The sequence below is a fragment of the Cognatilysobacter bugurensis genome (genome assembly GCF_014652095.1).
In the GTDB taxonomy this organism is placed as follows: Bacteria; Pseudomonadota; Gammaproteobacteria; order Xanthomonadales; family Xanthomonadaceae; genus Cognatilysobacter; species Cognatilysobacter bugurensis.
Genome location: NZ_BMYD01000004.1, coordinates 151,072 through 176,324 on the forward strand (window position 1 = coordinate 151,072; position 25,253 = coordinate 176,324).

The following is a 25,253-nucleotide window of genomic DNA, read 5'->3' on the forward strand; positions in this document are numbered from 1 at the left end:
TCCAGGAGGGCATCGACTCTAGCAGCACCGGCGGTCGCGTCGTGTGGTGCAGCCGGCGGCGCCTCGCAGCGCAGCCGGGCGTGCGTTCAGTCCACCCACGCACGCGCGTTGCGGAAGATCCGCAGCCACGGCGAGTCGTCGGGCCAGCCGGTGGGCGCCCAGCTGAAGTTCGCGGTGCGCAAGGTGCGCTCGGGGTGCGGCATGAGGATCGTCACGCGACCGTCGTCGCTGCTCAGGCCGGCGACCGAGTTGTGCGTGCCGTTCGGGTTCGTCGGGTACTGCGTGGCCGGCGCGCCGTGACCGTCGATGTAACGCAGCGCGACAGACGCCTGCGCGGCATCGGCATCGCTGTCGAACGCCGCTCGACCCTCGCCGTGCGAGACGACGACCGGGATGCGCGAGCCCTGCATGCCGGCCAGGAACAGCGAAGGCGATTCGCCGACCTCGAGCAGGCTCAGGCGCGCCTCGAACTGTTCGCTGCGGTTGCGCAGGAACTGCGGCCAGTGCGCGGCGCCGGGAACGATGGACCTGAGCTGGCTCAGCATCTGGCAGCCGTTGCAGACGCCGAGCGCGAATGTGTCTTGGCGCGCGAAGAACGACTCGAACATCGCGCGCAGCGCCGGGCGCTCGAGGATCGACGTGGCCCAGCCGCGGCCGGCACCGAGCACGTCGCCGTAGCTGAAGCCGCCGCAGGCCGCGAAGCCGCGGAAATCGGCGAGGTCGAAGCGGCCGGCGATGAGATCGCTCATGTGCACGTCGACCGCTTCAAAGCCGGCGCGGTCGAAGCCGAAGCCCATCTCGATCTGACTGTTGACGCCCTGCTCGCGCAGGATCGCCACGCGCGGCCGTGCGCCGGTGTTGAGGTACGGAGCGGCCACGTCCTCTGCCGGGTCGAACGTGAGCTTCGGCTTGAGGCCCGGCGCGGTGAAGTCGCGCGCGATCGCGCGTTCGGCGTCGGCGCAGTCGGGGTTATCGCGCAGCTTCTGCATGGCGTGGCTCGTCGCCCACCACGCATCGAACAGCACGTCCCAGCGCCACTCGGCCAGCACTTCCTCGCCGGCGCGCACGCGCACGCTCGGCGCCGTCGTCGGCTTTGCGATGCGCTGCGCGCAATCGATGAGGCCGTGACGCGCGACGAGGTCGGCGAATTCGGCGCGGTCCTCGATCGCGACCTGCACGATCGCGCCGAGCTCCTCGTTGAACAGCGTGCGGAAGGGATCTTCGCCCCAGCCGTCGAGGTTGATGTCGAGGCCCACGCGTGAGCAGAACGCCATCTCGCACAGCGCCGCGAACGCGCCGCCGTCGGACCGGTCGTGGTAGGCGTGCAGCAGGCTGGCCTCGCGCGCCGCACGGATCAACTCGAAGAAATCGCGCAGGCGCTGCGGATCGTCGAGGTCGGGCGCGCCGGTGTCGTTGCGGTCGCTGACCGCCGCGAACGCCGGCAGCGTGGCGTTGTTCGCCGACACGCGCGATGCCGGGTGGCACTGCGCGAGCACCGATCCGCCGAGGCGCTGCTTGCCTGCGCCCAGGCCGATGAGCCACAGCTCGGACTCGACTTCGCGCGTCATCATCGGCGTCTGCTGCGTGCGCACGTCGCGCACCGGCGCGAACGCGGTGATGACCAGCGAGACCGGCGACACCGACTTGTGCGCCTGCCCGTCCGCGGTCCACTGCGCCTGCATCGACAACGAGTCCTTGCCGACCGGGATGCTGAGGTCCACCTCGGGGCACAGCTCCAGGCCGATCGCCCGCACCGCGTCGAACAGCTTCGCGTCCTCGCCCGGATGGGCCGCGGCGGCCATCCAGTTGGCCGAGAGCTTGATGCGATCGAGCGATTCGACCGGCGCGGCGCACAGGTTCGTGATCGCCTCGCCCACCGCCATGCGCGCGGCTGCCGCGGCGTCGAGCAGCGCGAGCGGCGCGCGCTCACCGACCGCCATCGCCTCACCGGCATGGCTGTCGAAACCGGCGAGCGTGATCGCGCAGTCGGCCACCGGCACCTGCCACGGGCCGACCATCTGGTCGCGCGCGGTCAGGCCGCCGACGCTGCGGTCGCCGATCGTGATGAGGAAGTTCTTCGACGCGACCGTCGGGTGCGAGAGCACGCGCAGCGCGGCGTCGTACAGGTCCAGGCCGTGCCACTGCAGCATCGGCCACGGGCCGGCCGGCGGCGTTTTCGCGTCGCGATGCATCTTCGGAGGCTTGCCGAACAGCAAGTCCATCGGCAGATCGATGGGGTGCTCGACGCGCGCATCGACTGCGGCATCGCCGTACACCGATTCGACCGTCGCGCCGTAGCCGACGACGAGTCGCTCCTGCGCGGTTGCATAGCCGACCACGGCGAACGGGCAGCGCTCGCGCACGCAGATCGCGCGGAATTCCTCGAGCCGCGCGGGCGACACGCCGAGCACGTAGCGCTCCTGCGATTCGTTGCACCACAGCTGCATCGGCGACAGCGACGGATCATCGCTCGGCACCTGATCGAGGTCGATCACGCCGCCGAGGCCGGAGTCATGCAGCAGCTCGGGCACGGCGTTCGACAGGCCACCCGCACCGACGTCGTGCGCGGTCGCGATCGGGTTGCGCTCGCCAAGCGCGACGCAGGCGTCGATGACTTCCTGGCAGCGACGCTCCATCTCGGGGTTGTCGCGCTGCACGCTCGCGAAGTCGAGCGCCTCGTGGCTCTCGCCCGAAGCCACCGAACTCGCCGCGCCGCCGCCGAGGCCGATCAGCATCGCCGGGCCGCCGAGCACGACGACCGCGTCGCCGGGCTGCAGGCCGAGCTTGCGCACCTGCACGCGATCGATCGCGCCGAGGCCGCCGGCGAGCATGATCGGCTTGTCGTAGGCGCGCGTCAGTGACGTGCCGTCGCTGCTCTCGTCGAGTTCGAACGTGCGGAAGTAGCCGGTGAGGTTCGGCCGGCCGAACTCGTTGTTGAACGCGGCCGCGCCGATCGGGCCGTCGAGCATGATCTCGAGCGCGGGCGCCATGCGCGGGTTCAGCGCGCGCGGCGCCTCCCACGGCTGCGGCAGCGTCGGGATGCGCAGGTGCGACACCGAAAAGCCGGCGAGGCCCGCCTTCGGCTTGCCGCCGCGGCCGGTCGCGCCTTCGTCGCGGATCTCGCCGCCGGCGCCGGTGGACGCGCCCGGGAACGGGGCGATCGCGGTCGGGTGGTTGTGCGTCTCGACCTTGATGCAGAACGCCGAGTCGATCTCGGCCTCGCTGCGGTAGGTGCGCGTGGCCGGATCCGGGCGGAAACGCCGGCTCGCGTAGCCTTCGACGACGGCCGCGTTGTCGCTGTACGCGCTCAGCGTGTGCTGCGGCGTCTGCGCGTGCGTGTGCTTGATCATCTTGAACAGCGAGTGCGACTGCTCGCGCCCGTCGATTGTCCACGATGCGTTGAAGATCTTGTGCCGGCAGTGCTCGGAGTTCGCCTGCGCGAACATCATGAGCTCCACGTCCGATGGCACGCGGCCGAGCGCGGCGTAGCGCTCGCGCAGGTAGGCGATCTCGTCGTCGGCGAGCGCGAGGCCGAGGCGCGTGTTCGCGATGTCGAGGTCGTCGAGCGGGATGCGCTCGAGCTCGCCGCGCGTGGGCGCAGTGAACAGTGCGATCGCGTCCTCGCGTGCCTCGAGCAGCGACTGCGTCATCGGGTCGTGCAGGATCTTTGCGAGTTGGCCTTGCGTGGCCGCATCGCCGGGCCAGCCGGCGAGGTCGTAGCGCGTGCCGCGCTCCACGCGGCGCACTGGCAGGCCTGCGCCGCGCAGCAGTTCGGTCGCCTTGCTCGCCCACGGCGAGAGCGTGCCGAGGCGCGGCGTGACATAGCGCGAGACGGCGCCGTCGGCGCGGCCCTGGGCGTCGAAGCCGCCCTGCAGGATGCGCCCGAGCGCGTCGCGGTCGGGCTCGGCGCCGGGCTCGGCGTCGACCCAGTACACATGCCATGCGCCGAGCACGCGCACGTCGGAATGGAGGGCTTGGAGGCGGGCTTGCAGGCGTTCGCGGCGGAACGCGGACAGGGCGGGCGCGCCCTCGAGGACGATCATGTCCGAAGCAACCGGGTCGACGGGCCGGGCATTGTAACGGAGCGCCCGGCCCGACCCGCGTCGATCAGCCCGCAGGCGTCGCCGCGCGCTCCACGGCGAGCCGGTCGAGCGCTTCACGCAGTTGTGCCGGCGGCACGTAACCGCCGAGCTGGGTGCCGTCCTCGGCGAGGATCATCGGGGTGCCGGTCAGGCCGACGCGCTGGCCGATGTCGTACTGCATGTCGACGGTGCTCTTGCAGCTCTTGGGCTCGACGGGCTCGCCGCTCTTTGCGCGCGTGAGCGCCTGCTTGCGGTCGGACGCGCACCAGATCGACACCATCGTGCGGTAGTCCTCGCTGCCGAGGCCCATGCGCGGGAACGCAAGGTATTCGACCGCGATGCCCTGCTTGTTGTATTCGGCGATCTCGCTGTGCAGGCGCTGGCAGTAGCCGCAGGCGACGTCGGTGAACACGGTCACGGTGTGCTCGGGGTTCGCCGGGCCGAACACGATGCGCTCGCCGGCCGGGATCTTCGCAAGCAGCTCGCGGCGCATCGACGCCAGCGCGTCCTCGCTGAGGTTGCGCTTGGCGGTGGCATCGAACAGCGCGCCGCCGGAGCCGGGCACGAACACGTAGCGCCCGTCATCGGTGACGTAAACGACCTGGCCGCCGACGATCGCCTGGCGGAAGCCGGGCATCGGCGCGGCGTCGACGCGGTCGATCGGCACCTGCGGGTTGAGTCGACGGATCGCCTCGATCGCGCGCGCGTCCGGCGTGCCGGCTGCGGCGTTCGGCGCAGCGGCCGCGGCGCCCGTCGGCGTCGAAGCCGCTGGCGGCGTGGGAGCGCCTGCCGCGGTCTTCGCGGGGTCGGGCGCCTGGGCGCAGGCGGAGAGGCTGATCGCGCCGAACACGGCGAGCAAGGTGCGCTTCATCGAAAGTCCTGTGGGGCGCGGCATCGCGATCGGCCGATTGTGGCACGCGCCGAAAAACCGACGGTCAATGCGGCGGGAGTGGTGCAGCGGCGATTCAAGCGGCGGGTTGCCGCGGTTGCGTCGGGGCGAGCGCGTCTGCAGGGCCTCGGTGCGGCTTTCGGGCTGCGTCGCCGACGAGCGAACGGCTGCACTGGGACTGCGACGTGTTTACGTCGACTGTGAAGGCCCCCCTTCGCCGTATATGGCATCGGCCCGCGTGTTTTTTGCTCGTCGTGCGCCGTCGGCTCGGTCGCTGGCGCCGCGCATTGCGAACCCGAGTGGACGTGGCGTTTCGGCGCGCCAGGTCCGCCGCGGCGCGACGCGCGTTTGGTCGCGCGCGCCACACTGCCTCCGGCAGAGCTTCGTGCCTGCTTCGCGCGTCATTGCTGAGCACGCCCGGCCCGCCGCACCGCGGCGGGCGTTCGCCATGGCCGCGCGGCGATCCGTCGATGGGACTTCGTGCCTGCCTCGCACGTCACGACTGCGCACGCCCGGTGCGCCGCAGCGCGGCGGGCGTTCGGCAGCGCGCGCGGCAGTGCCGCCGGGGCGGGGCTTCGTGCCTACCTCGCGCGTCACGGCTGTGCACGTCCTGCCCGCCTCAGCGCGGCGGGCGTTCGCGATGGCCGCGCGGCGATGCCGCGCAAGCGGCCATCGCTCACCCCCTCGGGTGGTGCTTGGCGTGGAGGCGTTTGAGCTGCTCGCGGGCGACCAGGGTGTAGATCTGCGTCGTCGACAGCGAGCTGTGGCCGAGCAGCATTTGCAGCGCACGCAGGTCCGCTCCGCGATTGAGCAGGTGCGTGGCAAAGCTGTGGCGCAGGCCGTGGGGGCTGACGCGCGCGGGATCGATGCCCGCGGCGGCGGCATAGCGTTTGACCAGCATCCAGAACTGCTGGCGCGTCGGCGCTTCGCCGCGCGCGGTCAGGAACAGCGGCGCGAGGCTGCGGCCCTGCGCGAGCGCCGCGCGGGAGGCCTGCAGGTAACGCTCGAGCCAGTGCTGCGCTTCTTCCCCGAGCGGCACGAGGCGCTCCTTGCGGCCTTTGCCGGTCACGCGCAGCACTCCCTGACGCAGGTTCACCGCGGTCGCCGGCAACTCGACGAGTTCGCTCACGCGCAGGCCCGCGGCGTACATGAGCTCGAGCATCGCCTTATCTCGCAGGCCGAGCGGTGTAGCGACATCCGGCGCGGCCAGCAGTGCGTCGATCTCGCTCTCGGACAGCGCCTTGGGCAAGGACCGCGGCAGGGAAGGTGGATCGAGCAGCGCGGTCGGATCATCGCTGCGTTCGCCGCGCTGCACGCAGGCGCCGAAGAACGCGCGCAGGGTCGACAGCAGGCGGGCGTTGCTGCGCGGCGAATAGCCTTCGCGCGTGCGCCACGCGAGGTACTCGAACAGCGCCGCTCGGTCGGCGCCGACCAGTCCACCGCCCTGCCCGGTTCGCCACCGCGCGAAGCCCTCTAGGTCGCGGCGGTAGCTGTCGAGACTTGCGCGGGCGAGACCGTGCTCGGCCCAGGCCGATTCGAGGAAGCGCTCGATGACGGGCGCATCGGCATCGGGCAGCGCCGGCAACGCCATCGCCTGCTGGCGGCGATCGGCAGGCGTGCGGCGTGGGGCGGTCGGGCTCATGTCGCGAGCCTAACGACTATGCTTTTGCGATGGCAGCGCACCCGGTCACCGAACCTTCCCGTCCCCACCTCGGCTGGCGCTTGCTCGCGCTGTTCTACGACCTGTGGCCGGCAGCCGCGATGTGGATGGCGGTTGCGGCGCTGTTCTTGGTCGCGGAAGGCAACCGGCCTCTCGTGCCATGGAGCCCGATGCAGTGGCTGCTGTGGATCACGTGCTGGGGGCTGACCGGCATGTACGCGGTGGCGAGCTGGCGCCGTGGCGGGCAGACGCTGGGCATGCGCCCGTGGCGGCTGCGCGTGATCGGCACTGACGGCCACGCCGCGCCACGGCCGTTGCTGTGGGTGCGGTATGCGGTCGGCACGCTGTCGCTGCTCGCAGGCGGACTCGGCTTCTGGTGGGCGTGGATCGACCGGGATCGACTGACCTGGCACGACCGGGCGAGCGGGACGCGGCTCGTGCGGGAGGCGAAGCGGGATTGAGCTTGCGCCGGTGTAACCCGCCTTAGCCTGCATGACACGAGGATCGATACGTGGATGGCTGCGGTGGGACGATGCGCGACGACTGTCGTCCTCGGATGCCGTCGGCAGGGCGCACCGGGTGCGTGTTACGCAGCCGCGCTCCATTGCCGCCGTTAGCGCAGCCTTGTATTCGTGCGACGCCGGCGTGCTCGGCAGGTCTGACCCGCTGCAGCGCGGCGGTTTTCGAAGGCGGCCGTGATGCGGCCTCAGATTCGCGTGGCGCTCGCGGACTGAGCGCGTCCGGGTCGCTGCAGGGCGGCAGGTTTCGCAGGCACCGATTGTGCGGCCTCAAATCGCCGTCGCGCCCATGGCTGAGCGCGCCGGCCCGCCGCGGTGCGGCGGGCGTTCGGCAGCGCGCGCAGCAGTGCCGCGGGCGGGGCATCGTGCTTGCTTCGCGCGTCGCTGCTGAGCACGTCCGGCCCGGCGCAGCGCGCCGGGCGTTCGCCGGCGTGCGATCGTCCACCGGACGATCGCGAGCAACGCCGGCTCACCCACTCCTTTTTCGGAACAGGGCGGCGGACACGAGCAGCATGATGACCGTCGGTGCCAGGTACGCGAGGCGGTAGTCGAAGCCGAACACACCCGCGAGCTTCACGAACTGGCTCTGCAGCAGCCAGAAGCCGAGCGCGAACACGATGCCGATGAACAGGCGCTTGCCGAGGCCGCCGCTGCGCAGCGAACCGAATGCGAATGGCACGGCGGCCAGGCACAGCGCGAGCACGTTGAGCGCGTAGAACCACCGGCCCCAGTAGTGCTCCTCGAACTCGCTCGCCTCGAGCGAATTGCGCTTGCGGTACTCGATCGCGCGGTGCAACTCGCTGGCACTGAGGTAACGCGGGCGGTCGGTGCCGGCCGTGAGGGCCGTGGCGTCAAGCTGCGAGGCCCAGCGCTCCTGCGGCACCTGCGTGCGCGAGACGGAGTTCGCGGTGAAGCGCGTCCGCGTCACGTCCTTGAGCAACCAGCGACCGGGGCGGTGCTCGGCGGTCTTCGCAAGCGCCATCGATTCCAGCCGGCCGTCCGGCGCGAATTCGAACAGCCGCACGTCGTTGAGTTCGAGCCAGCGATCGCCTTTGGCGATACGCTCCTGGCCGCCCTGCGCATTGAGGATCACGTCGCCCTCGCGCGCCCAAAGGCCCGAGTACTGCGCAACGAGCAGGTTGTCGGATTTCGCCGAGGTTTTCAGCGCGTCCGCGCTGCGTTGGCCCCAAGGGCCCAACGTCTCGCCATTGATGACCATGAGCGCGGTGAGCACCGCGATCGCGCCCGCAGCCGCCAGCCCGAGCCGACGCCGCGACACTCCCAGCGCGCGCAACGCGGTGAGCTCCGACGTGGCCGCGAGCTGCCCCAGCCCCATCAGCGCACCGATCACGGCGGCGTATGGAAACAGGTAATGCATGCGACGCGGGATCGTGAGCGCCGTGTACAGCACGGCTTCGAGCGGGCCGTAGCGACCGGTGCCGACATCCCGGAATTCGTCGACGAAGCTCAGCATCACGTCGAGGCCCAGCAGGACGGCCCAGACGATCAGGACCGTGCCAAGCACGGCGCGACCGACATACAGGTCATGGATCCGCGGCATCGCCCTCATGCGCGCGCTCCGATTCGCCGCCGGATGCGCCCATCGCCCGCGTAGAGCCACGCGGCGAACGCGAGCAGCGGCACCAGCATCCACCACAGTCCCACCGCAGGCGCGAGCTTGCCCCGCTCGATCCAGCTGGTGCCCAGTTGCATCAGATTGACCACCACCACGTAGCCGAGGAACGCCATCACCGCGCCCGCATAACGCGCCTGCCGCGGCGTGCTGCGCGCAAGCGGCACGGCCATGAGCGCAAACGCGAGCGCGAGGAGAGGTGGTGCGATGCGGCGATGGAGCTGCGCCTGTGCCTCGGGGCGCGGATCGCCGGCGAGCGCGAGGGTCGTCATGAGCTCCGGATCGGTGGGATCGAAGCGCGACTCGCCCGCGGGCAATTCGATCTCGTTGCGCGCGTACTGCATGAGCCGGAAGTCGAGCCCGCCTCCGCGGGGCCCCTCGACCTCGAATCCGTTGTTGAGCTGCAGGTAGCGCCGGCCGGCGTCGTCGACCTGCAACTCGCCCTCGTTCGCGGTGACCACGTCGAGTCGGTCCTCGCCCTGGCGGTACACGAACACCCGGCTGAACCGGCTGCCGTCGTCGGACATGCCGCCCACAAACGCGACACCGCCATTCGACAGCGAGGTGAATCGGCCCGGCTCGAGTCCGGCGGCGAGCATGTTGCGACTCGCCTCGCTGATCATGCGCTTGGACAGCGCTTCGGCCCACGGCCCGAGCCACAGCGAGGCCGCCGCGACGACGAGCACCACCGGCACCACGACGGCGAGCAGCGGCCGCAGCAGGCGCCCGGGGCCGACGCCGATCGACGCGATCACCGGCATTTCCGAGTCGCGGTAGAGCCGGCCCATCGCGAGCATGATCCCGAGCAGCAGCGCGAGCGGCAGGATCACCGGCAGGTAGTTCAGCAGCACCAGGCCGAGCTGGGGGACCATCATTTCGGCCGGCACGCGGCCCCGCGTGACGTTCGTGAGCACGGTGGTGAACACGCCGCCGAGCGACACCACGAGCAGCACCACCAGCGCGGCGAACGTCGATTGGGCGAATTCGCCGAACAAATAGCGGTCAAGCTTGGGCATCGGCAGGGGCTGCTTTAGACTCGGGCGATCACGGTCGCGCCATGGGCCGCGTCGCCGGCCCCGCGGGCCGGACGAACGCGCGCCGCGATCGTTCGACGCGGGCAAGCGCCGGATTGTACGGAAATCCCGGTTGCGCCCCTTCGCTCCCCTCTCCCATTGGAACCTGCCGATGTCCCTCGAATTCGAACTGAACCGCGACGCCCCCGCCGCCGTCGACGCCGACGCCGATTGCATCGTGGTGGGCGCATTTGCCGACCAGACGCTGACCGCAGCGGGCGCTGCGATTGACGCGACCTCCGGCGGCCGCCTGCGCGCCCTGCTCGAGCGCGGTGACATCAGCGGCAAGGCCGGCAAGACCGCGCTGCTGCACGACCTGCCGAACGTGCGCAGCCCGCGCGTGCTCGTCGTGGGCCTGGGCGAGACGGCGAAGTTCGGCGTCGCGCAGTACCTCAAGGCGGTGGGCGACGCGGTGCGCGCGCTCAAGGCGGGCCCGGTCGCGCATGCGCTGCTGACCTTGCCCGAGGCGAGCGTGTCGGGCCGCGATGCGGCATGGGCGATCCGCCAGGCCGTCGTCGTCGCCGACCATGCGGCCTACCGCTACACCGCCACGCTCGGCGAGCAGTCGCGCGCGAAGATCGAGCCCGGCCTGCGCCGCGTCAGCATCACCGGTGCCGATGCCGCCGCGCTTGCGCAGGGCACGGCGATCGCCGCGGGCGTGAAGTTCGCGCGTGAGCTCGGCAACCTGCCGCCGAACATCTGCAACCCCGGCTACCTGGCACAGCAGGCGCAGGAATTCGCGTCGCGCTTCGACACCACCGAGTGCGAAGTGCTCGACCGCGAGCAGATGCAGCAGCTCGGCATGGGCTCGCTGCTCGCCGTCGCGCGCGGCTCGGCGAACCCGCCCAAGCTCATCGTGCTGAAGTACCGCGGCGCGGGCGATGCGAAGCCCTACGTGCTCGTCGGCAAGGGCATCACGTTCGACAGCGGCGGCGTGAACCTCAAGGTGCAGGGCGGCGTCGAGGAAATGAAGTACGACATGTGCGGCGCCGCGAACGTGCTCGGCACGTTCGTCGCCGCCGTCGGCATGCGCCTGCCGATCAACCTCAACGTCCTGGTGCCCGCTGTCGAGAACATGCTCGATGCCGACGCGTACCGCCCGTCCGACGTGCTCACGAGCATGTCAGGCAAGACGATCGAAGTCGGCAACACCGACGCCGAGGGCCGCCTGATCCTGTGCGACACGCTGACCTACGCGCAGCGCTTCGAGCCGGCTGCGCTGCTCGACGTGGCGACGCTTACCGGCGCGTGCATGGTCGCGCTGGGCCGGTTCGCGACGGGCCTCATGACCAAGCACGACGACCTCGCCGACGAGCTGCTGCGCGCCGGCGAGCACGTGTTCGATCGCGCGTGGCGCCTGCCGCTGTGGGACGAGTACCAGACCCAGCTCGAGTCCACGTTCGCCGACGTTTACAACATCGGCGGCCGCTGGGGCGGCGCAATCACGGCCGGCTGCTTCCTCGCGCGCTTCACCGAGGGCCAGCGCTGGGCGCACCTGGACATCGCCGGTGTCGCGAACGACGAGGGCAAGCGCGGCATGGCGACCGGCCGTCCGGTCGGCCTGCTGTCGCAGTGGCTGATCGACCGGGCCCAAACCGCCTGACCGACGCCGTTGATCGATGCCGCGTGCCGGGACTGGCACGCGGTGGCCCGATCCTTTCCGACCCTGCCGATCACGAGCCCGATGCCCCGCGCCGATTTCTACCTCGTCACCACACCGCGCTTTCGCGAGCAGCCGCTGCGCCTCGTCTGCGAGCTGGTGCGCAAGGCACATGCGGCCGGCCTGCCGACGCTGATCCTCGCGCGCGACGACGCGCAGGCCGAGACGCTCGACGACATGCTCTGGGACATGGGCGAGGACGCGTTCATTCCGCACCAGATCGCCGGGCTGGACGAGGATGAGGACGAGGCCGACGTGCTCATCGCCGGCCCCGCATCCGACGCCGCGCTCCGTCCACTGGTGATCAACCTGCGCGACGCCGCGGTCGCCGGCACGTTCGATCGCGTGCTCGAGGTCGTGCCGGCCGACGAATCCGCGCGCGGCCCATTGCGCGAGCGCTGGAAGCAGTACCAGGCGCGCGGCCTCGAACTCCAGAAACACGATATGTAGACCGCTGCAGGTGCAGTGAACTGCAGCACGGGCTCCCGCAGCACCGCGGAGCCGCCACAGCAGCACAGGCCATGCCCGTCGGCATCCCGCGCGAAGCGCTTGCCGACCCGGACGACCGCCGCAAGCCGCCGCCCAATCCCGCCCTCCCTTTCGAAACCTCGATCGCCATGTCCACCCTCGCCCCCGGCTACGACCCCACCCAATTCGAGACCCGCCTGTACGAGCAATGGGAGTCGAGCGGTGCGTTCCAACCGCGTGGCGAGGGCGAGCCCTACTGCATCCTGCTGCCGCCGCCGAACGTCACCGGCACACTGCACATGGGCCATGCATTCCAGCACACGCTGCAGGATGCGCTGATCCGCTACCACCGCATGCTCGGCTGCGACACGCTGTGGCAGATGGGCACCGACCACGCGGGCATCGCGACCGAGATGGTGGTCTCGCGCAACCTCGCGAACGAAGGCGCGGGCGAGACCCGTGACTCGCTCGGCCGCGACGGCTTCATCGCGAAGGTCTGGGATTGGAAGCAGAAATCGGGCGACACGATCGAGCGGCAGATGCGCCGCCTCGGCACGTCGGGCGACTGGACGCGCAGCGTGTTCACGATGGACCCGATGGCCGCCGACGCGGTTCGGGAAGCATTCGTGAAGCTGCACGAGCAGGGCCTGATCTACCGCGGCCAGCGGCTCGTGAACTGGGATCCGGTGCTGAAGACCGCGATCTCCGATCTCGAAGTCGTCAACGAGGAAGAGGACGGCTCGCTGTGGTCGATCCGCTACCCGCTCGCCGACGGCGCGACCTACGAATACGTCGAGCACGACGCCGACGGCAACGAATTCCTGCGCGAGATGCGCGACTATCTCGTCGTCGCCACCACGCGACCGGAGACCATGCTCGGCGACACCGCCGCGATGGTGCATCCGGACGACGAGCGCTACGCGGCGCTCGCGGGCCGTGAGGTCGTGCTGCCGTTGACCGGCCGCCGCATCCCGGTCATTACCGACGACTACGTCGACCGCGCGTTCGGCACCGGCGTGGTCAAGGTCACGCCGGCGCACGACTTCAACGACTATGCGGTCGGCCAGCGCCATGGGCTGCCGCTGCTCAACATCTTCACGCTGGATGCGAAGGTGATCGACGGCGCGGCCGCGGACGACGTCGGCGTGCCGCAGGCCTACCGCGGCCTCGACCGGTTCGACGCGCGCAAGGCCGTGCTCGCCGATCTGGCGGCGCAGGGCCTCCTCGTCGAGACCAAGCCGCACAAGCTGCAGGTGCCGCGCGGCGATCGCACGGGCCAGGTCATCGAGCCGTACCTCACGGACCAGTGGTTCGTGAAGATGGACACGCTCGGCGCTCGCGGGCTCGAGTTGGCCGAGACGGGCGCGGTCAAGTTCGTGCCTTCGAATTGGATCAACACTTACCGCCACTGGATGGAAAACATCCAGGACTGGTGCATCAGCCGCCAGCTCTGGTGGGGCCACCGCATCCCGGCGTGGTACGACGCGCAGGGCAACGTCTACGTGGGCCACGACGAAAACGAAGTGCGCACCAAGCACGGCCTCGGCAGCGACGTCGCGCTCACGCAGGACAACGATGTCCTCGAGACCTGGTTCTCGTCGGCGATGTGGCCGTTTTCCACGATGGGCTGGCCGAATGACGCGCTGATGCAGCAGCGCGGCTTCGAGCGTTACGTGCCCTCGAGCGTGCTCGTCACTGGCTTCGACATCATCTTCTTCTGGGTCGCCCGGATGATCATGATGACGGATCACTTCACGGGCGAAGTGCCGTTCAAGGACGTTTACATCACCGGCCTCGTGCGCGATGCGCAGGGCCAGAAAATGAGCAAGTCCAAGGGCAACATCCTTGACCCGCTCGACCTCATCGACGGCATCACGCTCGACGCGCTCGTCGCCAAACGCACGAGCGGGCTCATGCAGCCGAAGATGGCCGAGAAGATCGAGAAGGCCACGCGCAAGGAGTTTCCGAACGGCATCCCCGCGTTCGGCGCCGACGCGCTGCGCTTCACGATCTGCGCACTCGCCACGCACGGCCGCGACATCAAGTTCGATCTCGGCCGCGCCGAGGGCTACAAGAATTTCTGCAACAAGCTGTGGAACGCAACGCGCTTCGTGCTCATGAACACCGAGGGCTTTAGCGCCTCGGGCGTGCCGCAGCCGAAGACCGACGCCGAGCGCTGGATCCTCGCGCAGCTTGCGCGCGTGTCCGCCGAGGCCGAGCAGCACTTCGCCGATTACCGCTTCGACCTACTCGCGCAGGCGCTGTACGAGTTCGCGTGGAACGACGTGTGCGACTGGTTCGTCGAACTCGCCAAGCCCGCGCTCAACGGTGACGACGCGGCGGCCACCGACAGCACGCGGCACACGCTGCTGTACGTGCTCGAACGCCTGCTCGCGCTGCTGCACCCGCTGATTCCGTTCGTGACCGAGGAGCTGTGGCAGGCGGTGGTGCCGAAGCTCGGGGTCACGGAGTCGACTGTCATGCTGCGGCCGTATCCGCGCGCCGCCGATCTCGCGTCGGGCGATGCGCAAGCCGAGGCCGCGGTCGAATGGCTCAAGGCCGTGATTTCCTCGGTGCGTCGAATCCGCAGCGAGCTCAACGTCGCGCCGGCCAAGCAGGTCGCGCTGCTGCTCGCGGACGGGACGGCCGATGACCGTGAGCGCGCGACGCGCTTTGCGTCGCAGTTGCGCTTCCTGTGCAAGCTGGAGTCGATCGCCACGCTCGACGACGCGAACGACGCGCCCGCTTCCGCTGCCGGCGTGGTCGGCACGCTGAAGCTGCTGGTGCCGCTCGAGGGCCTCGTCGACCTCGGCGCCGAGCGCACGCGCCTCGACAAGGAGCTCAAGCGCGTCGACGGCGAGATCGCGAAATGCCAGGGCAAGCTGGCAAGCGACACCTTCGTTGCGAATGCACCGCCGGCCGTCGTTGAACAGGAGCGCAAGCGCCTGGTCGACTGGACGGTGCAGCGCGAAGGCCTGGCTGCGCAGCGCGCGAAGCTCGGCTGAGCCCGCGGCGAAACCGCCGCCGGTCTACTCCGGCGGCAGCAGTTCGATTGCCATGACGAGCGCGTCCTCGCGGCCGTTTGCGGCCGGGTAATAGCGCGGCCGGCGGCCGATTTCGTTGAAGCCTTCCGAGTCGTAGAGCGCGATCGCGCCCTTGTTGGTCGGCCGCACCTCGAGAAAGACGCGATGCGCGCCGCGCCCGCGGGCGAGCTGCAGGATCGCGCGCAGCAAACGCCGGCCGTGGCCGAGGCCCTGGCATTCGGGCGCGACGCAGACGTTGAGCACGTGCGCCTCGTCGGCGGCGAGGCTCAGCAAAAAATAGCCGATGATGCGGCCGTCCTCGACGAGCACCCAGGACGGGTAATCCGCGCGCAGGCAATCGCGGAAGATGCCCGCCGTCCATGGAAACGGGTACGCGCGCAGCTCGACCTCGTAGACCGCGTCGAGGTCGGCCTCCTGCATCGGGCGCAGCGACGCGCGCGGGCCTGCGTCAGTCGCGAGTGCCCTCATGCCCGCCTCCGCGCGTGATGTAGCGCGCGACTCACCGACGGCTCCGCATCCGCAGCGCGCGCAGCGCCGGCCACAGCGCACGCTTGGCCGCCGGGTCGCGACGCAGCGCCCGCAGGTCGCCCGCAAGGCGGCCCAACTCAGCGAGGTCGTCGCAGCGCGAGGCGCGCAGCAGTGCACGCATCAACGGGTCGGTCAGATCGACACCGGGGGCGGCTGCGCCGCGCGGCGCAGCCGGACGTGCCGAACGTGTGTCGACTTCGGACGGGGCTTCAACCGCCGGCGGCGGCTCGGCGACCGCGACCGCCTCCGCATCTGCATCCGCTGCGCCGGCCGGCATGAGCAGGTCGTAGCCCATCACCTGCAACCACTCGCGCTGCTCGGCGCTCCACTGCGCGCTCATGGCGCGCTCTCCGCGGGCGCACGCCGGACGCGCCGGACCACGCTGTGCATCGGCCCGGCCAGTGCGTACGCCGCGCAGATCGCGAGCAGCACGCCCGGCGGGTAGATCGCAATGCCGATGAGCACCGCGAGCACGACGATGATCGCCAGGAACGGCAGGCGGTCGTTACGCGGGCCGCTGGCCTTGAAACTGTAATAGCGCAGGCGGCTGACCATCAGCAGCGCCGCGACGACCGTCACCGCGAGCGCGACGTAGCGCAGCGCGCGCCCGTCGAGCCCCAGGCTCACGCAGGTCCACACGAAGCTCGCGACCAGGCCCGCCGCCGCCGGGCTGGCGAGGCCGATGAACCAGCGCTTGTCGACCTGCCCGACCTGCGAGTTGAACCGCGCCAACCGCAGCGCCGCGCAGGCCGCGTACAGGAACGCGGCGATCCAGCCGATCTTGCCCGGCGTCACGCCGTCGAGGCGCAGGGAGTCGAGCGCCCAGTGGTACATGAGCAGCGACGGCGCCAGGCCGAAGCTGATGAGGTCGGCGAGCGAGTCGTACTGCACGCCAAACTCGCTCTGCGTGTTCGTGAGCCGTGCGACGCGGCCGTCGACCCCGTCGAGCAGCGCTGCGATGAACACGGCGATGCAGGCGAATTCATACCGGCCCTGCGTCGCGGCGATGATCGCGTAGTAGCCCGCGAACAGCCCGCCGGTCGTGAACAGGTTCGGCAGCAGGTAGACCCCGCGGTTGCGCGGGCGGGCCGGCGGAGGCGCGGGCATGTGCGTCGGGTCCATTTTTTGAAGTGTACTGCTTGCTTCGTGGACGACGGCGGTGCTCGAATCCGGCAAAGCCGTCCCCCGGAGCCCCATCATGTCCTGCGCCGCCCCCCGTTTCCCGCTCCTGCCGCTGTGCGGCGTCGCGCTCGGCCTGCTCGTTTCGCTCCCTGTGTCCGCCGCGAAGGTGTACCAGTGGAAGGACGCCCAGGGCGTCACTCATTACACCGACCTGCCGCCTGCCGGGCAGCACACGACGCGCACCGTCGGCGCCAAGACGGCAACGCCGGCGATCGCCGCCAAGCCGGCCGTCAATGCGAACTGCACGAATGCACGCGGAAACCTCAAGGTGCTCGAAGGCAATGCGCCGGTGGGCATCGACGCGGACAAGGACGGCAAGCCCGACAGCATGATGAGCCCGGAGCAGCGCGCCGCGCAGCTGCAGCTCGCGAAGGCGGCGATCGAGGTGCACTGCGAAGCCTCCCCCATCAGCGCGTCGGCGAAGAAAGCCGGCTGACATCCGGCGCTGCCGCTTCTGCGGCGCTGCCGATCGGTCATTGATCGCAAGCCACGTCGCCGCTGCCACTCGTGCAGCGGCGATTTCATGTCCGCACGCGACGATGCACCGCCCCGCCCGGATGTGAGCACGCCCTGTTCACGTTCCTTTGCGCGCGATCGCGCGAGGCTGCGCCGATTCCGACCGGCCCGCGCCTTACGTGACCCGTCGACTCCCTTCGACCATCGTTGACCGCGCGACCTCGCCGCACCGCCTTCGTTGGCGCGCGGCCCGTCATGGGCGGAGTGCAGCGTGCTGGCCGGTGCAAGGCGAGCGCGGCTTGACGCATTTGCAGCAGCGGCGCGCCTGCGGAGCCGCTCGATGAGCGGTGCCCACCGCGCCGCAGTGCGCTCCGTCGCCATGACGCTGGCGCTCGTAGGCCTCGCGGCATGTGCAAATCCGCAATCCACGCTCGCCCCGGCCGGCGTGGAGGCCGAGCGCGTCGCGCGGCTGTTCTGGATCATGACCGCCGGCGCGACGCTGGTGTGGATCGCCGTGATCGGGTTCGCGCTGTACGCCACGCGTGCGAACGCCGAGCGCCACGGCCGCAACGCGTCGCGCTGGCTCATCTTCGGCGGCGGCGTGGTGTTTCCTACACTGGTGCTCGGTGCGCTGCTCGCGTACGGATTGGCGATGATGCCGCCGCTGCGTGCGGACGCGTCGCCGGGTTCGGTGCGCGTGCATGTATCCGGCGAGCAGTGGTGGTGGCGCGTGCGCTACCGCCCGGCGGGCGGCAAGTGGATCGAACTCGCAAACGAGATCCGCCTGCCGGTCGGCGAACGCACCGAGTTCGAACTCGTGAGCCCTGACGTGATCCATTCGTTCTGGATCCCGTCGCTCGGCGGCAAGATGGACATGATCCCGGGCCGCGTGAACCGGCTCGTGCTCGAGCCCACGCGCACCGGCGTGTTTCGCGGCGTGTGCGCGGAGTACTGCGGCGCCTCGCATGCGCACATGGAGTTCGTTGCAGTGGTCCTGGAGCGCGATGCGTTCGACCGATGGCTGCGCCACCAGGCCGCGCCCGCCGCGCCGCCGACGACACCGATCACACAGCGCGGCGAGCAGGCCTTCCTCCGCCAAGGCTGCGGCGGCTGCCACGTCGTTCGCGGCACACCGGCGAACGGCCCTCTCGGCCCCGACCTCACGCACGTCGGCAGCCGGCTCAGCCTGGCCGCCGGCACGCTGCCGAACACCGCTCCCGCGTTCGCGCGATGGATTTCACGCACACACGCGGTCAAACCCGAGGTGCTGATGCCGTCGTACGGGATGCTGTCCGCCGATGAGGTCGCCGCGCTTGCGGCGTACTTGGAGTCGCTGCAGTGAGCGCGCGGCCGCCCGAGCCACAGACCGAGCGCGACCTGGTGCCCGGCACACCGCTGCGCGCGCCGCTCGCGTCCGACGCCGTGCGCCGCGCGCAGGAAGAACGCCTCAAGCGCGCGTGGTACACGCCGCAGGGCTGGCGCTACTGGTCGGCCGTCAATAACAGCGAGGTTGGCGTCTGGTACACCGCGATGTCGTTCGTGTTCTTCCTGTTCGCCGGTGTGCTCGCACTGGTGATGCGCACGCAGCTCGCGGTGCCGGAGAACGATGTCGTCAGCGCCGATCTGTACAACCAGATGTTCACGCTGCACGGCTCGATGATGATGTTCCTGTTCGCCGTGCCGATCTTCGAGGCGTTCTCGATCGTCATCCTGCCGCAGCTGCTCGGCGCGCGTGACCTTCCGTTTCCGAGGCTGTCCGCGTACGGCTTCTGGTGCTTCCTGATCGGCGGCGTGTTCGTCGCCGGATCGATCTTCTTCAACGCGGCACCGAAGGGCGGCTGGTTCATGTACCCGCCGCTGACGATCGAATACCAGGACGGCTACGGCGCGGACATCTGGCTGCTCGGCCTGAGTTTCATCGAGGTCGCGTCGATCGCGGCCGCCGTCGAGCTCATCGTCGGCGTGCTCAAGACGCGCCCGCCCGGCATGCGGCTCAACCTCATGCCGCTGTACGCGTGGTACATCCTCGTCGTCGCGGTCATGATCCTGTTTGCGTTCCCGCCGCTGATCGCGGGCGATTTGATGTTCGAACTGCAGCGCGGCTTCAACTGGCCGTTCTTCGACGTCGAGCGCGGCGGCGATCCGCTGCTGTGGCAGCACCTGTTCTGGATCTTCGGCCACCCCGAGGTCTACATCATCTTCCTGCCCTCGATCGCGCTCGTCGCGATGATCGTGCCGACGTTCGCGCGCCGGCCGATCGTCGGCTACAGCTGGATCGTGCTCGCCGCCGTCGGCACGGGGTTCATCAGCTTCGGGCTGTGGGTGCACCACATGTTCACGACCGGGATGCCGAACATCTCGCTCGCGTTCTTCTCGGCCGCGTCCGAAGCCGTGGCATTGCCGACCGGCGTGCAGATCTTCGCGCTTCTCGCGACGGTGCTCGCGGGCAAGGTCGTGCGTTCGACGCCGATGCTGTTCGTGCTCGGCGCGCTCGCGATCTTCGTGATCGGCGGGCTCACGGGCGTGATGATCGCGGTCGCGCCGTTCGACTTCCAGGCGCACGACACCTACTTCATCGTCGCCCACCTGCACTTCGTGCTGATCGGCGGCATGCTGTTTCCGATCATCGCGGGCGTGTACTACTTCTTCCCGATGGTGACGGGCAAACAGATGTCCGAACGGCTCGGGCGCATCGTGTTCGCGCTGATGTTCTCGGGCTTCATGGTCGCGTTCTTCCCGATGCACATCACCGGCCTCGTCGGCATGCCGCGCCGCGTGTACACGTACAACGCGGGCCAGGGCTTCGACGTGCTCAACATGATCTCGACGGTCGGCGCGTTCGTGTTCGCGGCCGGCGTGCTCGTGCTCGTGATCGACGCGGTGCGCAGCGCACGCCGGCGCGAGCTGTCGCCGCGCAACCCGTGGAACGCGGGCACGCTCGAATGGCTGACCGAGATGCCGGGCAAGCCTTGGGGCGTGCGCTCGGTGCCGGTGATCCAGGGCCGCTACCCGCTGTGGGACCAGCCCGGCCTCATGCAGGACGTCGACGACGGGCGCTTCTACCTGCCCGACGCGGCAGAGGAAAAGCGCGAAACGCTGATCACCTCGACGCTCGATGCCGAGCCGCAGCAGTGCCTGCGCGTGCCGGGGCCGACGTTCGTGACGTTCTGGGCCGCGGTGTTCACCGGCGGCGCGTTCATCCTGCCGGTCTTCAAGATGTATGTAGCCGCCGGCATCAGCGCAGGACTCGCGCTCGCGACGATCCTTATCTGGCTGTGGACCGGCACCGCAGTGCAGCCGGAAAAGCCCGCGAAGGACGTCGGCCTCGGGCTCACGTTGCCGCTGTACGCGTCGGGGCCCAAGTCGGTCGGCTGGTGGGCGATGTTCATCACGATGATCGGCGACATGACGGCGTTCGTGAGCCTCGTGTTCGGCTACTTCTTCTTCTGGACGATCCACGACGACTTCCCGCCGGACCCCGCGATCGGCCCCGGCGTGTTCTGGCCGACGCTCGCGCTCGCGCTGCTGCTCGGTGCGTGGGCGCTGACGTGGCTTGCCCGCACGCTCAACCAGCGCGATGCGCGCGGGCCGTTTTACGCGTGCCTGGCGATCGCGACGCTGCTCGCGCTCGCGGGCGCCGCCGCGCTGCTGGCCGGGCCGTGGCTGACCGGACTCGACCCGACTGCGCATGTGTACCCGGCCACCGTGTGGGTGCTCGCAGGATGGACCGCGTTCCACGTCGCGGCGGGCGTGATCATGCAGCTGTACTGCCTCGCGCGCCGCGCGGCCGGCCGCATGACCGCCGAGCACGACATCGACATTCAGAACGTCACGCTGTACTGGCATTTCATGGCGATCACTGCGCTCATCACGGTCGCGACGATCGCCGGCTTCCCGTTGCTCGCCTGACCATGTCTGCGCCCGACCGCTCTCACGTGAATCACGAAGCGCCCGACGAGCCGGGTCGCGCGCGCGCCGAGGCCGAGCTGCCGGAAAATCGCGGCACGTTGTGGATGCTCACGACCGGGCCGACTGTGTGGGCCGCGCACCTGTTGGTCTCCTATGTGACCGTTGCGATCTGGTGCGCAAAGACCTCACGCCTCGCTCCGCTCGGCACGTCGCGCACGCTGGTCATCGCGTATACGGGCGTATCGCTCGCGCTGATCGCGTTCTTCGGCTGGCGCGGGTGGCGGCAGCACCGCTGGGGTGCGGCGACGCTGCCGCACGATGCGCCGTCGGCGGCCGACCGCCACCGGTTTCTGGGCTTTTCCACGCTGCTGCTGTGCGGACTGAGTTTCATCGCGGTCGTCTACCAGGGCCTGACGATCGTGTTCATCGGGACTTGTCGATGACGACGCTTGCCGCGCCGCTGCCTGTCGCATCGCGCATCCGGCATCGCACTGCCGCGGGACTCGGCGCGCTCGTGCTCGCCGCGGCGTGGCTCGGGCCGCTGCCGGCGCTCGCACAACACGCGTTTGCCGCGCACATGACGATGCACGTCGCGGTGATCGCAATCGCCGCGCCGCTGCTCGCGTTCGGGCTCGCGGGCTCGGGACACGACCCGGCTGCGCGCTGGCCCGCAGCATTCGCCCCGCTGCCCGCGTCGGTCGTCGAACTCGTCGTCGTCTGGGCTTGGCACGCGCCTGCGCTCCACCACGCCGCGCGACACGCGCCGTCGATGCGCGTGCTCGAGCAAGGCAGTTTCCTGCTCGCCGGCCTGCTCGTCTGGGTGTCCGCATTCGGCGGCCCGGCCTCGCGCGAGCGCGCCGCGGCGGGCGTCGGCGGGTTGTTGCTCACGTCGATGCACATGACGCTGCTCGGCGTGCTGCTCGCCGGCGCATCGCGCGCGCTGTACGCCCATGCGGGCGCGGCGCCGCTGTTCGGCCTCGACGTGCTGCAGGACCAGCAGCTCGGCGGTGTGCTGATGCTCGGCGTCGGCGGCACGGTCTACCTCGTCGGCGCGCTGGTGCTGCTGGCGGGTCTGCTGCGCGCACGGCGGAGCGAGGGCGCATGACCCGCAATACGGTGATTCGCGGCGTGCTCGACGGACTCGCCTACTGGCCGCGCCGCGCGTGGCACTGCCTCATCGACGGCGGCTGGAAGGCCGTGCTGTGTCGCGTGCTCGGTCTCGGCGCCGTAGCCGCGATCGGCGGACTGCTCTTCGTCGCACTCGGGCTGCCGTCGATCGCCGCCAGCCAGCCGCACTGGCCGGTCACCAAGCGCCTCCTCGAGATTGTCATGACACACACGGTGCGCATGCGCACGCTCGGGGAGCAGGCGCCGCCGCTCGACGACCCGGCGCTCGTGCTCCGCGGCGCAGGCCATTACGCGACCGGCTGCGCGCCGTGCCACAGTGCCCCCGGCCAGCGCGCGTCGCTGATCGTGCAGGGCATGCTGCCCTCGCCGCCCAAATTGCCCGAGGACATGCACAACCTCGCCCCGAGCGAGATGTTCTGGATCGTCAAGCACGGGCTCAAATACACCTCGATGCCGGCTTGGCCCGCGCCGAAGCGCGAGGACGAGGTCTGGGCAATGGTGGCGTTCCTGCGCGCGCTGCCATCGCTCGATCCGGCCGAGTACCGCCGCCTCGCCTACGGCGAGCTCATGCCCGAGGCCGGGATCGGCCGCGACGGCGCCTACCTCGCGACACTGCAGACGCCTCCTCAGACCGCGCTTGCGAACTGCGCGCGCTGCCACGGCGAGGACGGCACGGGGCGCGGCCTGGGCGCCTTCCCGAAGCTCGCCGGCCAGCGCGAGACGTACCTGCTCGCAAGCCTGCGCGCGTACGGAAGCGGCGAGCGCCACAGCGGCGTCATGCAGCCGATCGCGGCCGGGCTCAGCGACCCGCAGATGCGTGCGCTCGCCCGGCATTACGCGTCGCTCGCGCCGACGGGCGCGACGCCCGCGGTCGGCACGCCCGCGGCGAATCCCGGCCACGACGCCGACCTCATCGCGCGCGGCGAACGGCTCGCCACCGACGGCGACGCCCCGCGCCGCATCCCGGCGTGCCGGCAGTGCCACGGCCCAGGCGCGGTCGTGCGTCATCCGCTGCACCCGGACCTCGCGAACCAGTACCGCGACTACCTCGCGCTGCAGCTGCAGCTGTTCCGCGACGGCCACCGCGGCGGCACGCCACGCGCGCACGTGATGCGCCATGCCGCGCTCGCGCTGACGCCGGGCGACATCGACGCGCTGTCGGCCTACTACGCATCGCTGCCCGCGCCGGCGCCGGCCGCCGCACGCGCGGCCCGCTGATTCCCGGCGTCGGGCGAGCCCGCGTGCGCATGGCAGAATGCCCGCCTTTCCCGCTCGAATTCCGCCGATGCGCCTGTCGCAGTTCCACCTCCGCACCAGCAAGGAAACCCCCGCCGACGCCGAGATCGCCAGCCACCGGCTGATGCTCAAGGCCGGCATGATCCGCAAGCTCGCTGCCGGCCTCTACACCTGGTCGCCGCTGGGCCTGCGCGTGCTGCGCAAGGTCGAGCGCGTCGTTCGCGAGGAAATGAACGCCGCCGGCGCGATCGAACTGCTGATGCCGTCGATCCAGCCGCGCGAGCTGTGGGAGGAGACCGGGCGCTGGGAGAAGTTCGGCGGCCAGCTTTTGAAGATCAAGGACCGCAAGGAGGCCGAGTACGCGTACGGCCCCACGCACGAGGAGGTCATCACCGACTTCGCGCGCGCGGAACTGGCGAGCTACAAGCAGCTGCCGGTCACCTACTACCAGATCCAGACGAAGTTTCGCGACGAGATCCGCCCGCGCTTCGGCGTGATGCGCGCGCGCGAGTTCCTCATGAAGGACGCGTACTCGTTCCACCTCACCGACGAGGACCTCGCGCGCGAGTACCGCAACATGTACGACGCGTACGGCCGCATCTTCACGCGCCTGGGCCTCAAGTTCCGCGCGGTGTTCGCCGACACGGGCGCGATCGGCGGCAGCGCCTCGCACGAATTCCACGTGCTCGCCGACTCGGGCGAGGACGCGATCGCGTTCTCGAGCGCGACCGATTACGCCGCGAACGTCGAACTCGCCGAAGCGCTCGCGCCGGGTAAGCGCGCCGCTGCAACCGAGACGATGCGCCGCATCGACACGCCGACGCAGAAAACCTGCGAAGACGTCGCCGCATTGATGGGCATCGAGCTCGCGCGCACGGTCAAGTCGATCGCGCTGATGGGCGTGGACGCCGAGAACAACCCGCAGTTCGTGCTCGCGCTCGTACGTGGCGATCACGTCGCGAACGAGATCAAGCTCGCTAAGCTGCCGGGCCTGGCCGAATACCGCCTCGCGACCGAAGCCGAGATCCTCGAGCACCTCGGCAGCGAGCCGGGCTTTCTGGGCCCGGTCGGCGTGAAACCGTCGGTGCAGGTCGTCGCGGATCGTGCGGTCGCCGCGATGGTCGACTTCGTCGTCGGCGCGAACGAGCGCGGCGCGCATCTGGCCGGCGTGAACTGGGGCCGTGACCTGCCCGAGCCCGTGCTCGTCGCCGACCTCCGCAACGTCGTCGAGGGTGATCCCTCGCCCGACGGCCACGGCACGCTCGGCATCGCGCGCGGCATCGAGGTCGGCCACGTGTTCCAGCTCGGCCGCAAGTACGCGCAGGCGATGGGCTGCACCGTGCTCGACGAGACCGGCAAGGCCGCCACGCCTGCGATGGGCTGCTACGGCATCGGCGTGTCGCGCATCGTCGCGGCGGCGATCGAGCAGAACCACGACGCCAACGGCATCCTCTGGCCCGAGTCGATGGCGCCATGGCGTGCCGCGGTGTGCGTGATCAATCCGAAGAACGACGCCGGCGTGGCCGAAGCGGCCGAGGCGCTGTACCGCGAGCTCAATGCGGCCGGCATCGAAACCGTGCTCGACGACCGCGGCCTGCGCCCGGGCGTGATGTTCGGGGACATCGAGCTCATCGGCATCCCACACCGCATCGTGGTGTCCGAGCGCGGCCTCGCGGCCGGCACGTTCGAATACCGCCATCGCGCGGCGGCCGAAGCCGAGCAGCTCTCGCGCGCGGATGTGATCGCCCGCCTGCAGGCCACGCAGCCGGCCTGAAACCCGCCGTCGG

19 protein-coding genes are annotated in these 25,253 nt (G+C 70.1%); 11 read left to right on the forward strand and 8 right to left on the reverse strand.

What is annotated here, in order from left to right:
- Positions 1-86: 86 nt before the first annotated feature.
- The 3 genes from purL to xerD form a co-directional block, all read right to left on the reverse strand.
- A complete protein-coding gene (purL, locus tag IE075_RS12130) occupies positions 87-4,043 on the reverse strand; it encodes a phosphoribosylformylglycinamidine synthase (protein WP_189456898.1) in 3,957 nt (1,318 codons plus the stop codon).
- Positions 4,044-4,107: 64 nt separating this feature from the next.
- Positions 4,108-4,953: a DsbC family protein gene (locus IE075_RS12135; RefSeq protein ID WP_189456901.1), complete on the reverse strand. Its 846-nt coding sequence runs from the start codon at positions 4,951-4,953 to the stop codon at positions 4,108-4,110.
- Between the two features lie 694 nt (positions 4,954-5,647).
- Entirely contained in the window at positions 5,648-6,613 is a 966-nt protein-coding gene (xerD, locus tag IE075_RS12140) for a site-specific tyrosine recombinase XerD (RefSeq protein WP_189456903.1), read from the reverse strand.
- 29 nt (positions 6,614-6,642) lie between these two features.
- On the opposite strand from xerD, the gene IE075_RS12145 reads away from it, so the two are divergent.
- A complete protein-coding gene (locus tag IE075_RS12145) occupies positions 6,643-7,092 on the forward strand; it encodes an RDD family protein (RefSeq protein ID WP_189456905.1) in 450 nt (149 codons plus the stop codon).
- A 526-nt stretch (positions 7,093-7,618) separates the two neighbouring features.
- On the opposite strand, the gene lptG is transcribed toward IE075_RS12145, so the two are convergent.
- Positions 7,619-8,719: an LPS export ABC transporter permease LptG gene (gene lptG / locus IE075_RS12150; RefSeq protein WP_189456907.1), complete on the reverse strand. Its 1,101-nt coding sequence runs from the start codon at positions 8,717-8,719 to the stop codon at positions 7,619-7,621.
- Positions 8,716-9,798 (reverse strand): LPS export ABC transporter permease LptF, encoded by a 1,083-nt coding sequence (lptF, locus tag IE075_RS12155; protein WP_189456908.1) that lies wholly within the window; start codon positions 9,796-9,798, stop codon positions 8,716-8,718. The genes lptG and lptF overlap by 4 nt, the downstream gene beginning before the upstream one ends.
- 169 nt (positions 9,799-9,967) lie before the next feature.
- On the opposite strand from lptF, the gene IE075_RS12160 reads away from it, so the two are divergent.
- The 3 genes from IE075_RS12160 to IE075_RS12170 all read left to right on the forward strand — a co-directional run bounded on the left by IE075_RS12160 (position 9,968) and on the right by IE075_RS12170 (position 14,988).
- A complete protein-coding gene (locus IE075_RS12160) occupies positions 9,968-11,458 on the forward strand; it encodes a leucyl aminopeptidase (RefSeq protein WP_189456911.1) in 1,491 nt (496 codons plus the stop codon).
- An 81-nt stretch (positions 11,459-11,539) separates the two neighbouring features.
- Positions 11,540-11,965 (forward strand): DNA polymerase III subunit chi, encoded by a 426-nt coding sequence (locus tag IE075_RS12165; protein WP_189456913.1) that lies wholly within the window; start codon positions 11,540-11,542, stop codon positions 11,963-11,965.
- 167 nt (positions 11,966-12,132) lie between these two features.
- Entirely contained in the window at positions 12,133-14,988 is a 2,856-nt protein-coding gene (locus IE075_RS12170) for a valine--tRNA ligase (protein ID WP_189457257.1), read from the forward strand.
- A gap of 24 nt (positions 14,989-15,012) precedes the next feature.
- On the opposite strand, the gene rimI is transcribed toward IE075_RS12170, so the two are convergent.
- The 3 genes from rimI to pssA are packed head-to-tail and all read right to left on the reverse strand — an operon-like array spanning position 15,013 to position 16,662.
- A complete protein-coding gene (gene rimI / locus IE075_RS12175) occupies positions 15,013-15,495 on the reverse strand; it encodes a ribosomal protein S18-alanine N-acetyltransferase (RefSeq protein ID WP_189456915.1) in 483 nt (160 codons plus the stop codon).
- Between the two features lie 31 nt (positions 15,496-15,526).
- Positions 15,527-15,895, reverse strand: a complete 369-nt coding sequence (locus IE075_RS12180; protein ID WP_189456917.1) for a hypothetical protein — start codon at positions 15,893-15,895, stop codon at positions 15,527-15,529.
- Entirely contained in the window at positions 15,892-16,662 is a 771-nt protein-coding gene (gene pssA, locus IE075_RS12185) for a CDP-diacylglycerol--serine O-phosphatidyltransferase (RefSeq protein WP_229792501.1), read from the reverse strand. Before pssA ends, IE075_RS12180 begins: the two co-directional genes overlap by 4 nt.
- A 91-nt stretch (positions 16,663-16,753) precedes the next feature.
- Between pssA and IE075_RS12190 the strand changes: the two genes are divergently transcribed.
- From IE075_RS12190 to IE075_RS12220, 7 genes are all read left to right on the forward strand, one after another.
- Positions 16,754-17,173 (forward strand): DUF4124 domain-containing protein, encoded by a 420-nt coding sequence (locus tag IE075_RS12190; protein ID WP_189456921.1) that lies wholly within the window; start codon positions 16,754-16,756, stop codon positions 17,171-17,173.
- A 360-nt stretch (positions 17,174-17,533) separates the two neighbouring features.
- On the forward strand, positions 17,534-18,535 hold the full coding sequence (gene coxB / locus IE075_RS12195; RefSeq protein WP_189456923.1) for a cytochrome c oxidase subunit II: 1,002 nt from the start codon (positions 17,534-17,536) through the stop codon (positions 18,533-18,535).
- Entirely contained in the window at positions 18,532-21,102 is a 2,571-nt protein-coding gene (ctaD, locus tag IE075_RS12200; protein WP_229792502.1) for a cytochrome c oxidase subunit I, read from the forward strand. The genes coxB and ctaD overlap by 4 nt, the downstream gene beginning before the upstream one ends.
- Positions 21,103-21,128: 26 nt before the next feature.
- Positions 21,129-21,545 carry a hypothetical protein gene (locus IE075_RS12205; RefSeq protein WP_189457262.1) on the forward strand — a complete coding sequence of 139 codons (417 nt, stop codon included), beginning with the start codon at positions 21,129-21,131 and terminating at the stop codon, positions 21,543-21,545.
- The gene (locus IE075_RS12210) at positions 21,542-22,207 is read left to right on the forward strand and encodes a cytochrome c oxidase assembly protein (RefSeq protein WP_189456926.1); all 666 of its coding nucleotides are present in this window, start codon (positions 21,542-21,544) and stop codon (positions 22,205-22,207) included. The genes IE075_RS12205 and IE075_RS12210 overlap by 4 nt, the downstream gene beginning before the upstream one ends.
- Positions 22,204-23,448 carry a c-type cytochrome gene (locus IE075_RS12215; protein ID WP_189456928.1) on the forward strand — a complete coding sequence of 415 codons (1,245 nt, stop codon included), beginning with the start codon at positions 22,204-22,206 and terminating at the stop codon, positions 23,446-23,448. Before IE075_RS12210 ends, IE075_RS12215 begins: the two co-directional genes overlap by 4 nt.
- A 67-nt stretch (positions 23,449-23,515) precedes the next feature.
- Positions 23,516-25,240 (forward strand): proline--tRNA ligase, encoded by a 1,725-nt coding sequence (locus IE075_RS12220; protein ID WP_189457264.1) that lies wholly within the window; start codon positions 23,516-23,518, stop codon positions 25,238-25,240.
- Positions 25,241-25,253: the final 13 nt, after the last annotated feature.

What these genes read in the sequence shown, in the direction of transcription:
- rimI (WP_189456915.1), bottom strand. Translation starts at nt 15,495, where the DNA reads ATGAGGGCACTCGCGACTGACGCAGGCCCGCGCGCGTCGCTGCGCCCG.
- IE075_RS12135 (WP_189456901.1), bottom strand. Translation starts at nt 4,953, where the DNA reads ATGAAGCGCACCTTGCTCGCCGTGTTCGGCGCGATCAGCCTCTCCGCC.
- xerD (WP_189456903.1), bottom strand. Translation starts at nt 6,613, where the DNA reads ATGAGCCCGACCGCCCCACGCCGCACGCCTGCCGATCGCCGCCAGCAG.
- IE075_RS12220 (WP_189457264.1), top strand. Translation starts at nt 23,516, where the DNA reads ATGCGCCTGTCGCAGTTCCACCTCCGCACCAGCAAGGAAACCCCCGCC.
- purL (WP_189456898.1), bottom strand. Translation starts at nt 4,043, where the DNA reads ATGATCGTCCTCGAGGGCGCGCCCGCCCTGTCCGCGTTCCGCCGCGAA.
- pssA (WP_229792501.1), bottom strand. Translation starts at nt 16,662, where the DNA reads ATGCCCGCGCCTCCGCCGGCCCGCCCGCGCAACCGCGGGGTCTACCTG.
- IE075_RS12170 (WP_189457257.1), top strand. Translation starts at nt 12,133, where the DNA reads ATGTCCACCCTCGCCCCCGGCTACGACCCCACCCAATTCGAGACCCGC.
- lptF (WP_189456908.1), bottom strand. Translation starts at nt 9,798, where the DNA reads ATGCCCAAGCTTGACCGCTATTTGTTCGGCGAATTCGCCCAATCGACG.
- IE075_RS12180 (WP_189456917.1), bottom strand. Translation starts at nt 15,895, where the DNA reads ATGAGCGCGCAGTGGAGCGCCGAGCAGCGCGAGTGGTTGCAGGTGATG.
- lptG (WP_189456907.1), bottom strand. Translation starts at nt 8,719, where the DNA reads ATGAGGGCGATGCCGCGGATCCATGACCTGTATGTCGGTCGCGCCGTG.
- IE075_RS12160 (WP_189456911.1), top strand. Translation starts at nt 9,968, where the DNA reads ATGTCCCTCGAATTCGAACTGAACCGCGACGCCCCCGCCGCCGTCGAC.
- IE075_RS12190 (WP_189456921.1), top strand. Translation starts at nt 16,754, where the DNA reads ATGTCCTGCGCCGCCCCCCGTTTCCCGCTCCTGCCGCTGTGCGGCGTC.
- coxB (WP_189456923.1), top strand. Translation starts at nt 17,534, where the DNA reads ATGAGCGGTGCCCACCGCGCCGCAGTGCGCTCCGTCGCCATGACGCTG.
- IE075_RS12145 (WP_189456905.1), top strand. Translation starts at nt 6,643, where the DNA reads ATGGCAGCGCACCCGGTCACCGAACCTTCCCGTCCCCACCTCGGCTGG.
- IE075_RS12210 (WP_189456926.1), top strand. Translation starts at nt 21,542, where the DNA reads ATGACGACGCTTGCCGCGCCGCTGCCTGTCGCATCGCGCATCCGGCAT.
- IE075_RS12165 (WP_189456913.1), top strand. Translation starts at nt 11,540, where the DNA reads ATGCCCCGCGCCGATTTCTACCTCGTCACCACACCGCGCTTTCGCGAG.
- IE075_RS12215 (WP_189456928.1), top strand. Translation starts at nt 22,204, where the DNA reads ATGACCCGCAATACGGTGATTCGCGGCGTGCTCGACGGACTCGCCTAC.